This is a genomic window from Streptomyces sp. NPDC050564 (assembly GCF_044457265.1).
GTDB lineage: Bacteria > Actinomycetota > Actinomycetes > Streptomycetales > Streptomycetaceae > Streptomyces.
Map to the genome: position 1 here is coordinate 1 of NZ_JBITGS010000048.1, position 12,363 is coordinate 12,363.

10 protein-coding genes and 2 pseudogenes are annotated in these 12,363 nt (G+C 68.8%); 8 read left to right on the plus strand and 4 right to left on the minus strand.

Translation table 11 applies throughout. The annotated features are described in order from the left end of the window. The 4 genes and pseudogenes from ACIBK0_RS44735 to ACIBK0_RS44750 form a co-directional block, all read right to left on the minus strand. Positions 1-314, minus strand: a pseudogene (locus ACIBK0_RS44735) (ANTAR domain-containing protein); the annotation flags it as partial. Next, positions 311-976 (minus strand): hypothetical protein, encoded by a 666-nt coding sequence (locus tag ACIBK0_RS44740; RefSeq protein ID WP_399093937.1) that lies wholly within the window; start codon positions 974-976, stop codon positions 311-313. The gene ACIBK0_RS44740 and the pseudogene ACIBK0_RS44735, both read right to left, overlap by 4 nt. Beyond that, positions 973-1,398, minus strand: coding sequence for an STAS domain-containing protein (locus ACIBK0_RS44745; RefSeq protein WP_399093940.1), 426 nt, complete (start codon positions 1,396-1,398; stop codon positions 973-975). The genes ACIBK0_RS44740 and ACIBK0_RS44745 overlap by 4 nt, the downstream gene beginning before the upstream one ends. 448 nt (positions 1,399-1,846) lie before the next feature. After that, a pseudogene (locus ACIBK0_RS44750) lies at positions 1,847-2,329 on the minus strand (GntR family transcriptional regulator); the annotation flags it as partial. A 918-nt stretch (positions 2,330-3,247) separates the two neighbouring features. Between ACIBK0_RS44750 and ACIBK0_RS44755 the strand changes: the two are divergent. The 8 genes from ACIBK0_RS44755 (at position 3,248) to ACIBK0_RS44790 (ending at position 12,342) form a co-directional block, all read left to right on the plus strand. After that, positions 3,248-4,144 carry a TauD/TfdA dioxygenase family protein gene (locus tag ACIBK0_RS44755; RefSeq protein WP_399093943.1) on the plus strand — a complete coding sequence of 299 codons (897 nt, stop codon included), beginning with the start codon at positions 3,248-3,250 and terminating at the stop codon, positions 4,142-4,144. Then, complete coding sequence (locus ACIBK0_RS44760) at positions 4,141-5,031, plus strand: ABC transporter permease (protein ID WP_399093946.1); 891 nt, start codon at positions 4,141-4,143, stop codon at positions 5,029-5,031. Before ACIBK0_RS44755 ends, ACIBK0_RS44760 begins: the two co-directional genes overlap by 4 nt. Then, positions 5,028-5,768: an ABC transporter ATP-binding protein gene (locus ACIBK0_RS44765; protein WP_399093949.1), complete on the plus strand. Its 741-nt coding sequence runs from the start codon at positions 5,028-5,030 to the stop codon at positions 5,766-5,768. Before ACIBK0_RS44760 ends, ACIBK0_RS44765 begins: the two co-directional genes overlap by 4 nt. Positions 5,769-5,826: 58 nt before the next feature. Beyond that, positions 5,827-6,879 (plus strand): aliphatic sulfonate ABC transporter substrate-binding protein, encoded by a 1,053-nt coding sequence (locus ACIBK0_RS44770; RefSeq protein ID WP_399093952.1) that lies wholly within the window; start codon positions 5,827-5,829, stop codon positions 6,877-6,879. 36 nt (positions 6,880-6,915) lie between these two features. Further along, on the plus strand, positions 6,916-8,271 hold the full coding sequence (locus ACIBK0_RS44775) for an LLM class flavin-dependent oxidoreductase (protein WP_399093955.1): 1,356 nt from the start codon (positions 6,916-6,918) through the stop codon (positions 8,269-8,271). A gap of 196 nt (positions 8,272-8,467) precedes the next feature. Beyond that, positions 8,468-9,226, plus strand: a complete 759-nt coding sequence (locus ACIBK0_RS44780; protein WP_399093958.1) for a hypothetical protein — start codon at positions 8,468-8,470, stop codon at positions 9,224-9,226. A gap of 157 nt (positions 9,227-9,383) precedes the next feature. Beyond that, on the plus strand, positions 9,384-11,435 hold the full coding sequence (locus ACIBK0_RS44785; RefSeq protein WP_399093961.1) for a phosphocholine-specific phospholipase C: 2,052 nt from the start codon (positions 9,384-9,386) through the stop codon (positions 11,433-11,435). 52 nt (positions 11,436-11,487) lie between these two features. Further along, a complete protein-coding gene (locus ACIBK0_RS44790; protein ID WP_399093964.1) occupies positions 11,488-12,342 on the plus strand; it encodes a phospholipid scramblase-related protein in 855 nt (284 codons plus the stop codon). Positions 12,343-12,363 lie beyond the last annotated feature (21 nt).

Genomic DNA, 12,363 nt, shown 5'->3' on the forward strand with positions numbered 1-12,363 from the left:
ACGGTCCAGCGGTCCTGCAGCGCACCGATCAGCAGATCGGGTGTCAGGACGGCCGAACCGTGCAGGAAGGCATCCACGCAGGGCCCCTCGCCCAGGGTGAGCTGCAACTCCTCCAGCTGCTCGCTGATGTCGTCGGTGCTGCACAGTGGATGGCTCGCCGCGGTGCGGGACATCGCCGACAGCCCGGCCCCGCCGACCGGGAGCGCGGCCACGGCCGCGGTGCACACATCCACCACACCGACCCGGGCACCACGCAGGGCCGCCTGCTCGGCGACCAGCACCTGAATCCGCGCCGACCGACTGTCGGACCTCACCCGGGCCACCGGGTCCAGGCATCGTGCGCAAGTCCCTCCAGTCTCGCCGCGGTTGGTTCGCCGACGGGAAGGACCAGCACCCGGAGCAGCGTGGCGCTGGTCGGCCTCCAGAACTCTCCCATGTCCAGCCATCCCCAGGAACGGAGCGCAGCGAGGGCGGGGTGATCGGCCCGGTCCACCAAGGTGGCGCCGAGCGACGCCCGGTGGTCGATCAGCAGCCGCTCCTGCAACCGGCGGGCCACGTGCGCATCCTGCGGGTGCGGGCGGACCAGGATGTCGGTGATCGCGAAGACGCCGCCCGACTCGGTGAGTTGCTCGATGCTGCGCGGCAGTGCCCCGTCGAAGCCGAGCCACCAGAAGTCGTCGCTGCGCACCGGGAATGCGAAAGCGCATCCCACCAGGCCGTCCGTCTCCGCAATCGCCATGGCGAACCCCAGCCGACGGATCTCGGCGGTGAGACGGTTCAGAAACTCCTGGCGGCCGGGACGGCGGTACGCCTCACGGGCAGGCGTCTCACGGGAGTCCACGTACAGATCCGTCAGCTTCCCGCTCAGGCCCTGTGCCAGCCAGCGGTTCACCCGACGCAACCGCAGCGCGTCCATGGTGGACGGCTCGCCGCCACGGGGCTTGTACGGCTGCCCCCGCTCCGACCGGGCCGTCACCGCGCATCACCCGAGAGGACAGAGGCAAGCGGAACGGGCCGGTGCGGCGGGGCTTGGGCGGCCGGGGCTGGGACACCCTCGAGAGGAAGTGACAGATGCCCGAGCGGAACGCCAAGGAGCAGGAACCCGGAGTCGGTGAGGTCGAGTATCAAGCCCAGCATCGGTGGCGGATGGTGCAGTCGCAGGGCTCCGCCGGCCTCCGCGGTCTTCTGCGCGGCGTGCAGGAAGGCGTTGAGGCCGCTGCAGTCGCAGAAGGTGACGGGGGTGAGGTCGACGCCGATGGTGCGGATACCGTCGCCCAGACACCGCGCCAGTGCCGCGCGCACCAGCGGCGCCGATTCCAGATCGATCTCCCCGGCCAGGGTGATCAGCGCCCGGTGCCTTCGGTCATGGCGGTAGACGGTGAGCTGCGGGAAGGGCATGACGCCTCAGTTCAGAAGACCATCCAGCGGTGCGCGCGGTGACGCCGGGATTCCCGGCCCTCTTGGCGCGCTGCCGGGAGGGGCGTACGTTCGGCGGAGGCGGAGCAACGGCCGGCCCAGCAGCCTGTGCGACAGGACAGCGGGCCCACTCAGGTCCCTCCAGGGATGCGCCGGGTGACGGATGAAAGATCCGCTCCCCGCAGCCATCTGTGTCGAGCAACGACAAGCCGCCGGGGTCTGGGACGTCCGTACAGCAGCATAGTCCCTTACCCTGCCCGACGGACGGCCGTAAGCCACCCATTCCCAGGATGCGGACAGTGCCAAAACGCGGTGGCGCGCGCATACCCGGCGCCCTGCACTGTCGGGCTTGCTTTCCTCGCTGTGCACTCGGCCGGCGTGGGGTCTGGCGGGTCCCGGGGAAACGGGCGTCGGCGCTGAGGAAGCAATGGGAGAGGGGGAGGCCGCCCAGGCGGCGCAGGCGTTCGATGTAGAGGATGTCGGCGCCGGGTGGGACGTGGAGGCGTTCGGCAACCGGTGCGGGTGCCGGGGCGGGGCCCACCGTGCGGACCTCGTTGGTGACCCGGCCGTGTTCGCGGAGGGTTTCCGCGAGGCCCATCAGGCGGTCGAGGCCGTGCGGGTACTTCCGGGCGACGACCACGGTGCCGACGCCGGGCTGGCGTTCGACGAGGCCTTCGGCTCGCAGGAGGTCAAGGGATTGGCGGACGGTGTTGCGGGAGGCTCGGTAGTCGCTGGCGAGGGTCGACTCGTGAGGGAGCGTGCCGGTGTGGAAGCCGCCGGTGAGGAGTTGGTGGCGGAGGAGGTCGGCAAGCTGCCGGGCCTGGTCGGCGCGCAGTCGGCGCCGCGTGCGGTGAGCGGCGACGGTGGTGGCGCCCTGGCCGGCGTGGTCTCGGATGCGGTCGGTGGGAGGCACGGGTCGGACCTTATCCATCCGGTTGGGATAGTGGTGTTGCTGAAGTGTTGCGCCACCTGTTGCTTGGCCAAATGCGTCGCTGACCTGGGGTTCCCGACGGTCGACGGGAAGATCTGCCAGCGCCTGCCGGTACGGGGACGGGGCGCCGGGCGCTGCAGGGTGGCGTCCGCCGCGGAGCCGGTATCAACTGCGCCACGCCGGCTCAGGGGTCTGGCCATCACGTGGCACCGACCACGGCTCCGTTCTCAAGGGGCGGAGAAGTTGCAGGTATCCGCAATGTGAGACCTGTCCGGAACTTATTGACCGACGGGGTGGGCGTCTGCTCAACTCGCGTTCCATGACCCCGCGCGTGGATTTGACTCGGAGGCGCCACATCGACCTGGCGCACGTCTCCAGCGCGTCCTGTTGTCGTTGATCCGGAAAGTGTGTCGCTGATCCGCGAAGCGGCCCTCGGCAGCGGCGGGTGTGCGCCGGAGGCGTACTTCCGGAAAGGGGCGGTGCTAAGCCGCCGCCTCAGCGGTATCTCCCCGAGGGACCGCGGTATCGACCGCATGATCGCCTTCTTCTCCCGCTCCTCTCTCCGCTCCTGCTCTCCCCCTGGGGAGAAGTACGTGCGTCGCAACTCGAGGTCGGCGAGGGGATGTGCCGTCAGCTACGGGCCGAAGGTCAGTCGTGCAAGTGGCGCGGGCCGGCGGGACTTCCGCAACACACCCCGGACAGCGCGCGCTGACAGGCGCGGTCGCGCGACCTCCACTACGCGGCTTGACCTTCGTCCGGCACTCCTCGCGTAGTCGTCCGGCCCTCGCATCGCGACCGGACCGAGTACCGGCTTCGTGGCCGTTCATCGCTGCCCATCACCCGTTCACTCCGACTCGCAGCACCCGGCGGTGCGCCCAATTCCTTGAGAGGGACTTCCTCATGTCTCCGTCCATCCGCAAGCTCACTGGCCGCATCGGCGCGCTCGTCGAGGGCGTCGACTTCACGGCGCCCCCCGACCTCTCGACGATCACGACGCTCCGTCATGCCCTCAGCGAGCACAAGGCGATCGTGTTCGACCACGCGCACCTCGACAATGCCGGTCAGGAGCGCGTCGCCGAGTGGTTCGGCGACCTGACAACCGCCCACCCGAACGTGCCGGCCGCCGACGGTACGACGAAGGTGCTCGCCGTCGACAGCGAGACGTCCAAGGCGAACGAGTGGCACACGGACGTCACCTTCGTGGTCAACCCACCGCAGCTCACCACGCTCCGGTCCATCGTGACCCCGCCGTACGGTGGCGAGACGCTCATCGCGAACGCGGCCGCGGCCTACCGCGACCTGCCCGAGCCGCTCCGCGCCCTCGCGGACTCGCTGCGCGTCGTGCACACCAACCAGTACGACTACGCGCGCCCTTCGGCCACGACGGCACAGCGGAAGGAGTACGACCGGGTCTTCGTCTCGACGCCGTACGAGACAGAGCACCCTCTCGTGCGGGTACATCCGCTGACGGGCGAGCGCGGGCTGTTCATCGGCGGGTTCGCCAGGCGGATCGTCGGCCTGTCGAGCAGTGAGTCGGCCGATCTGCTGCGCATCCTCCAGTCGTACGTGACCCGCCCGGAGAACATCCTGCGCTGGACCTGGGCTCCCGACCAGCTGCTGATCTTCGACAACAGGATCACCCAGCACTACGGGGTGGACAACTACGACGACCACCCGCGCCGCCTCAATCGTGTGACGGTCGCGGGAGACGTGCCGGTCGGTGTCGACGGCCGCCGTAGCGAGCAACTCGTCGGCGACGCCTCGCACTACAGCAAAGTGCTGGAGGTGGCGGCATGACCGAGGTCAGCCTCAAGAGACCGGCCGTCGGCCCGGCGGTCGCCGAGACGACGAGTGTGCCGGGACGCGAGGTCTTCCTGCCGCGCGACGCCCGCCGCCAGACCCTGCTCCGCGCACTCCGCGAGCGCCTGCGCTGGCCGCTGGGGATCTACACGACTCCGGTCGTGGTCCTCATCGCCTGGGAGATCCTGGCCAGGGCCGGAGTGCTGAAGAAGACCTATGCTCCGGCACCGACCTCCATCGTCAAGTCCGCCGTCGATCTGTGGCAACAGGGCGTCCTCGGGCCGGACTTGGCCATCTCGCTGCAACGAGCCGGCATCGGTCTCGCGATCGGTCTGACGGTGGGCATCGTCAGCGGGGTGCTCGGCGGGCTGCTGCGCAGCGGCGAGTACCTGTTCAACGGCGTCGTGCAGATCCTGAACACGATCCCGCTGCTGGCGGTGCTGCCGCTGATGATCGTGTGGTTCGGCATCGACGAGCTCACGAAGGTGCTGCTGATCTCGTTCGGTGCAGGCGTCCCGATGTATCTCAACCTGTTCGCCGCGATCCGGGGTGTCGACCAGCGTCTGATCGAGATGGCGCGGACGACGGGCGCGGGCACCTGGCGCCTCGTGACGCGTGTACTGGTGCCCGGAGCCCTGCCGGGATTCCTGGTCGGCCTTCGCTTCTCGCTCGCGTACAGCGTCCTGGGCCTCGTCGCCGCCGAGACGGTCAACGCCGACAAGGGTCTCGGCTTCCTCATCACTCAAGGGCAGACCTACCTCCAGACCGGCCAGGTCTTCGTGGGGCTGGTGATCTATTCGCTCCTCGGTCTGCTCGCCGACCAGGTCGTCCGGGTTCTCGAGCGGGTGCTGCTGCGATGGCGCCCCAGTTATGAGGCAGCATGAGCAACACGGGTGCTACGCACAGCACACAGCCCCGCCGGCAGGCCGGCGCCGTCGTCGAGAAGATCGTCCGCCGGTTCGGGGACCGGGTCGTCCTCGACCACCTGGACCTCACCATCGCCGACGAGGAGCTGGTGGTCCTGCTGGGCCCCTCCGGCTGCGGCAAGAGCACCCTCCTCAGGTTGCTCGCCGGGCTGGACCGGCCCGACGGCGGGCGGGTGGAGGTCCCGGCGAAGCGCGCGATCGTGTTCCAGGCCGACCGTCTGCTGCCGTGGCAGAAGGTTCTGCGCAACGTCACCCTCGGCCTGTACGGCCCGGACTCCGACCAGCGGGCCCTCGACGTGCTCGCCGAGGTCGGGCTCTCGGGCCGCGAGGAGGCATGGCCCAAGGAGCTCTCGGGCGGCGAGGCCCAGCGGGTGTCGCTGGCCCGGGCGCTGGTCTCGGAGCCGGAGCTCGTGCTGCTCGACGAGCCGTTCGCGGCGCTCGACGCGATCACGCGGCTGCGTATGCACGACCTCGTGCGGGCGCTGCGGAGCAGGCACCACGCGGCCATGCTGCTTGTTACCCACGACGTCGACGAGGCGATCGCGCTGGCCGACCGTGTCGTCGTCATGAGCAACGGACGCATCGGCACCTCCCACCTCGTCGAGCTTTCGGCCGCGGACCGCGAGGCGAGCATCGCGCGTGAGGAGCTGCGTTCCGCGCTCCTGGAAGACCTCGGTCTGGCCAACCAGCACTGACTTCCCCCACCACACCCACCGACTTTCCCACCACAGCACAGAAAGCACGTGAGAACCCATGTCCAGAAGTTCCTCCCGAATCGTCGCCGCCGTCGGCCTGCTCGCCCTGGGGAGCACCCTCGTCGCCTGCGCATCGACGTCGGAGGCCGCCGCGCCTCTGAGCAGCCCCAGCGGATCGGGCGCCACCAGTCACCCCGAGTGGAACAAGTACACCTTCACCGTCGGAGACAACGGCGGTGACGGCAGCCAGGAGCTGGCGAAGATCACCGGCGTGTTCGACAACGCGCCCTACAAGGTGAAGTTCGCCCGCTTCACCTACGGCCCGCCGCTCGTGCAGGCTGCCGCGTCCGGCGACATCGACCTGGGCAGCGTCGGCGACGTACCGCCGATCACCGGCGCCGCGAAGGAGTACGACTTCAAGGTCGTCGCCGTCAACCGTTCCCTCAGGCCCACCCAGGCGAACGAGAACATCATCGTGCCGAAGGGCTCGACGCTGAAGACGCTCGCGGACCTCAAGGGCAAGAGGATCGCTGTGCCGCAGGGCAGTTCGGCTCACGGTCTGGCGCTGAACGCGCTCAAGAGCGTGGGTCTCACCCCCAAGGACGTGAAGCTGGTCTTCCTCGACCCGGCGGCCGGCGCCACGGCGTTCAACACCGGCAAGGTGGACGCCTGGTCGATCTGGAACCCCCAGTCGGCGATCGCGGTCAAGAACGGTGCGCGGATCCTGGCGAAGGGTCTCCCGCCGATCGACCAGACGAGCAGTTACTACGTCGCGAGTGAGAGTTCGCTGAACGACAAGACGAAGCGGGCGGCGCTCACCGATGTCCTGCAGCGGCTGGCCCACGAGTTCGCGTGGGCGATCAAGCACGAGGACAAGTACGCGGAGGCGATCTCCAAGGAGGAGGGCATCCCCCTGGACGATGCCAAGGCGTCCCTGAAGGCCTTCGAGACCCGGGTCACCCCGGTGGAGAAGAAGGACATCGCGGCGGAGCAGAAGCTCGCCGACGCCTTCCTGGAGGCGGGCCAGATCACCAAGACGGTCGACGTCGCGTCGATCACCGACAACCTCCTCCCGGCCGGCTACGACAGCTCGAAGCTGTCGGTCGGCTGAGCCGGCGTACCCGCCCCGAACGAAAGGAGAGCAGTCGTGAGTGATCAGAGAAGACGCCGGCTCCACCTCAACGCCTTCCTCATGGAGGCCGGCCATCACGAGGCCGCCTGGCGGCTCCCGCACAGCAACCCGCGGGCGGACTTCGACCTGCGGCACTGGATCGAACTGGCTCAGCTGGCCGAGAGCGCCAAGTTCGACTCGCTGTTCCTCGCCGACGGCCCGGCGATCATCGGCACCGGTGAGTTCCGGCCGCCGGGCCAGCTCGAGCCGCTCACGCTGCTGACCGCGCTGTCCCAGGCGACCAGCCGGATCGGCCTCATCGCGACCGTGTCGTCGACGTACAACGAGCCCTACAACCTCGCCCGCCGCCTCGCCTCGGTCGACCACGTCAGCGGCGGCCGCGCCGGCTGGAACATCGTCACCTCGGCGGGCGCCGACGAGGCGGCCAACTTCGGCCTCGAGAACCGTCCCGACCACGCCGAGCGGTACGCCCGGGCCGACGAGTTCCTGAAGGTCGCCAAGGCACTGTGGGACAGCTGGGAGTCCGAGACCGTCGTCGCCGACAAGACCACGGGGCGCTACGCCGACCCCGCCCGGCTCCACACGCTCGACCACCGGGGCACGCACTTCTCGGTGGCCGGCCCGCTCAACGTCGAGCGTCCGCCACAGGGTTACCCCCTGCTCGTGCAGGCCGGCTCCTCCGAGGACGGCAAGGACTTCGCGGCACGCCACGCCGAGGCGATCTTCACCGCCCACCAGACGTACGAGCGCGCGGCCGGCTTCTACGCCGACATCAAGGCCAGGGCCAGGGCCGCGGGGCGTGACCCGGACGGCGTGATCGTGCTGCCAGGCATCGTCCCGTACATCGGGTCGACCGAGGCGGAGGCCCGGGCGTTGGCGAAGCAGTTCGACGAGCTGCGCGTTCCGGAGTACGGACTGCGTCAGCTGGCCGCGGTCTTCGAGACCGAGCCGTCGGTGTTCGAACTCGACGAGCCACTGCCGGACTTCATCCTCGCGAGACCGAAGCTGGAGGGCACGCAGAGCCGCTCCGACCTGATCATCGAGCTCGCCGTACGCGAGAAGTTGACGGTACGCCAGATCATCTCTCGGCTCGGCGGCGGCCGCGGCCACTTCGAGTTCATCGGCACGTCCGAACAGGTGGCGGACACGATCACCACCTGGTTCGAGGGCGGTGCCGCGGACGGGTTCAACATCATGGCGCCGGCCCTGCCGTCCGGCCTGGAAAGCTTCATCGAGCACGTCCTACCGATCCTTCGCGGCAAGGGCCTGTTCCGTGAGGAGTACGAAGGAACGACCCTTCGCGAGCACTACAGGCTGCCGGTGCCGGCCAACCAGTTCCACCCGGAAGAGCCCCATGTGTCCGGTGACTGACAGCAAGCCGCCGGCTCTGCTCGTCCAGGGGCGCAGCAGGACGTACGGGACGGCTTTACCGCGATCGCCGGCTTGGACCTGGAGATCCCCGACGGCGCCTTCTTCGGGTTGCTCGGAAGCAAGGCCGCCGCGCGCGCCTATGAGCTGTCCGGGGGCAGCGGCGTCTCGTTCTCGCGCGGGCGCTCATGCACCGTCAGTGCAGGACGGCGGTTCGGCATCCGGGATCCGACTGCTCACGCCGGTCGCGTACGAGCCGTCGGCGGATGCGGAGTGGACGGTCGGACCGCTGCCTCCACCAGTTGTCGGGCGCCGCGATGAACCCCTGCCGTACGAGCCGCTGTTCGCGCCCCGGTCCACCTCCGCGATCCTGCAGATGGCCCTCTCCACCCACACGTCGGACGGAGAACCTGACATTCCCGAGACCGTCCGGCGTTTGGCCATGGGCCATCCGCTGACAGAGCTGTTCGTACGGCCGGTGCGCACGCTGAGATTCGGTGTGCAGATCCTGGTCGACCTTGGGGTCGGTATGGAGCCGTTCGCCCGCGACCAGCAGGAGCTGATCGGCCAGATTCGCCACACCGTCGGTCAGGAACTCACAGACATACGGTACTTCGACGGATCGCCGCTGCGCGGCACCGGCCACGGAGACCGCGGGGAATGGAGCACGTACCGGCCCCCGGCCCGTGGCACTCGGGTACGCCTGCTCAGTGACCTCCGGTTGGGCGGCCCATCGCTGCATGTGCGGCGTGCCGACGCCGCCGAGTGTACGGAGTGGGTCCGTCTCCTGGAGAGCGCCCATTGTTCCGCCGTCGCGTTCGTGCCGTATCCGCCCTCCCGCTGGCCGGGATGGGCACGTGAGCTGCTGCATGTGGTGGCCTGGGACCGCCGCACCACAGCGGGCAGGGTCGGACGCAGGCCGCCGAGAGGCGCTGTGACGGACACGGACGTCGGCTGACGACCCGTCCGAAACCGTTCGCCTCACGTACCGCCGACTTTCACATGGGGGCCACAGGACCCTTCCCTGACGTTTGGTGCTCTTGGAACACTCCAACCGCGCACGTTCCATCACCAACCGGCCGACCGGGCCCGTCAGGACAAGAGGTCACTCACCCATGCCTCAAGTGAATCGGCGCCGTTTCCTTCAACTCGCTGGCGGTACCGCGGCGTTCACCGCGCTGTCCAGCAGCATTCAGCGGGCCGCGGCGCTGCCCGCGCACCACCGTTCGGGCACGATCGACGACGTCGAGCACATCGTCGTCCTGATGCAGGAAAACCGTTCCTTCGACCACTACTTCGGTTCGCTGAGAGGCGTTCGGGGCTTCGGCGACCCGCGTCCGGCCACGACGTCGGGCAGCAAGTCGGTCTGGTACCAGTGGGACGGCACCAAGGACGTGCTCCCGTTCCGGCCCGAGGCGGACAATCTGGGCCTGCAGTTCATCCAGGACCTCCCGCACGGCTGGAGCGACGGGCACGCCGCCTTCAACAAGGGCAAGTACGACAAATGGGTGCCCGCAAAGTCGTCGACGACGATGGCGTACCTGACGCGCGAGGACATCCCGTTCCACTACGCGCTCGCCGACGCCTTCACCATCTGCGACGCGTACCACTGCTCGTTCATCGGCTCCACCGACCCGAACCGCTACTACATGTGGACGGGGTATACGGGGAACGACGGCAAGGGCGGCGGCCCGGTCCTCGGCAACGACGAGGCCGGGTACGACTGGACGACGTACCCCGAGCGCCTCGAAGCGGCCGGGATCTCCTGGAAGATCTACCAGGACGTCGGCGACGGCCTCGACGCGAACGGCTCCTGGGGCTGGATCCCCGACGCGTACCGCGGCAACTACGGCGACAACTCGCTGCTGTACTTCAACCAGTACCGCAACGCCAAGCCCGGCGACCCGCTCTACGACAAGGCCCGCACCGGCACCGACGCCCGTAAGGGCGAGGGTTTCTTCGACCAGCTGAAGGCCGACGTCCAGGGGAAGAAGCTGCCCAAGATCTCCTGGATCGTCGCGCCCGAGGCGTTCACCGAGCACCCCAACTGGCCCGCCAACTACGGTGCTTGGTACATCTCCCAGGTCCTCGACGCGCTGACCTCCGACCCCGAGGTCTGGAGCAGGACGGCCCTGTTCATCACGTACGACGAGAACGACGGCTTCTTCGACCACCTCGTGCCGCCGTTCCCGCCGCAGTCCGCCGCGCAGGGCAAGTCCACGGTCGATGTCGGCCCGGACCTCTACCAGGGCGACGCGAGCCGCACGGCAGGTCCCTACGGCCTCGGCCAGCGCGTGCCGATGCTCGTCGTCTCGCCGTGGAGCAAGGGCGGGTTCGTCTGCTCCGAGACGCTCGACCACACCTCGATCATCCGGTTCATGGAGCGCCGCTTCGGTGTGCACGAGCCGAACATCTCGCCCTGGCGGCGCGCGATCAGCGGTGACCTCACTGCCGCGTTCGACTTCGCCCGCAAGGACGCGAAGCCGGTCGCGCTGCCGGACACCGACGGCTACCGGCCGCCGGACCACGACCGTCACCCCGACTTCGTGCCCACCCCACCCGCGAAGGCGGTCCTGCCCAAGCAGGAGCGCGGCTCGCGCCCGGCCCGCCCGCTGAAGTACGCGCCCCTCGTGGACGGTTCGGCGGATACGGCGGCCGGCAAGTTCACGCTCACCTTCGGCTCGGGCGCCAAGGCCGGCGCCGCCTTCCTCGTCACCTCCCAGAACCGCACGGACGGCCCCTGGACGTACACCACCGAGGCGGGCAGGACGGTCTCGGACACCTGGAACTCGGCGTACTCGAACGGGTCGTACGACCTCACCGTGCACGGACCGAACGGCTTCCTGCGCACCTTCAAGGGCCCGGGCAAGGTCGCCGGACCCGAGGTCACCGCGCGGCACGTCGGGAGCGATGTGGAGCTGACCTTCACCAACAAGGGCTCCGGCGCGGTCGTCCTCAAGCTCACCAACGGCTATGGCGGAAAGCCGCTGTCGTTCAAGGTGCGGGCGGGCGCGACCGTCCGGCACACTGTGGAGCTGCGGGAAAGCAGGCGCTGGTACGACCTGACCGTCGTGTCCGACGCGGACGCGGGCTTCTTGCGCCGGTTCGCCGGACATGTCGAGAACGGTCTGCCCGGTGTGAGCGACCCGGCGATCGGCACCGCCTGATGGTTACCCAAGTGCCGGTTGCTTTCGGGCCATCTCACGGTAGTGTGCCCCGGTGACCACGCATTCGAACACTCCTGCAGGTTGGTACCCGGATCCGCACGGGGCGCCCCAGACGCTGCGCTACTGGGACGGCTCGCAGTGGACCGACCACACGAATGCGGACCAGCAGGCCCAAGCGGCACAGCAGGTACCGCAGCAGGCCCAGCACCCCCAACAGGCGTACGGCCAGCCCGCTCCGGGCCCCGATCCGCGCGTGCAGAAGCAGGTGCAGCAGCAGGCCGGGGTGGCGCCCAGCGGTGCCGGCGGCGGCAGCCTGTTCACCGAGCCGGTCCTGGTGGTGAACCAGAAGGCCAAACTGATCGAGGTGACCAACGAGTACAAGGTCATGGATCAGAATGGCAACCAGATCGGCTCGGTCACCGAGGTCGGTCAGAGTGCGCTGAAGAAGGTCCTGCGCTTCGTCTCCAGCCTCGACCAGTTCATGACCCACAAGCTGGAGATCCGCGACGCGTACGGCCAGCCGCAGTTGCTGCTGACCCGTCCGGCGAAGTTCCTCAAGTCGCGGGTGGTCGTGTCGCGTCCGGACGGCTCGCCGGTCGGTGAGATCGTGCAGCAGAACATGATCGGCAAGATCAACTTCGCGATGAACGTCGACGGCCAACAGGTCGGCGCGATCAAGGCGGAGAACTGGCGCGCCTGGAACTTCGCGATCGTCGACCACGCGGACAACGAGGTCGCCCGGATCACCAAGACCTGGGAAGGCCTCGCCAAGACGATGTTCACCACTGCGGACAACTACGTCCTGCAGATCCACTTCCAGCTCCCCGAGCCCCTGCTGAGCCTCGTCGTGGCGACGGCGCTGACCGTCGACACGGCGCTCAAGCAGGACTCCCGAGGACTGGGCTGACATCGCCTTCGCCGATCGGCA

Coding starts and splice junctions, on each gene's coding strand:
- ACIBK0_RS44745 (WP_399093940.1), bottom strand. CDS start 1,398: ATGCCCTTCCCGCAGCTCACCGTCTACCGCCATGACCGAAGGCACCGG.
- ACIBK0_RS44755 (WP_399093943.1), top strand. CDS start 3,248: ATGTCTCCGTCCATCCGCAAGCTCACTGGCCGCATCGGCGCGCTCGTC.
- ACIBK0_RS44760 (WP_399093946.1), top strand. CDS start 4,141: ATGACCGAGGTCAGCCTCAAGAGACCGGCCGTCGGCCCGGCGGTCGCC.
- ACIBK0_RS44765 (WP_399093949.1), top strand. CDS start 5,028: ATGAGCAACACGGGTGCTACGCACAGCACACAGCCCCGCCGGCAGGCC.
- ACIBK0_RS44770 (WP_399093952.1), top strand. CDS start 5,827: ATGTCCAGAAGTTCCTCCCGAATCGTCGCCGCCGTCGGCCTGCTCGCC.
- ACIBK0_RS44785 (WP_399093961.1), top strand. CDS start 9,384: ATGCCTCAAGTGAATCGGCGCCGTTTCCTTCAACTCGCTGGCGGTACC.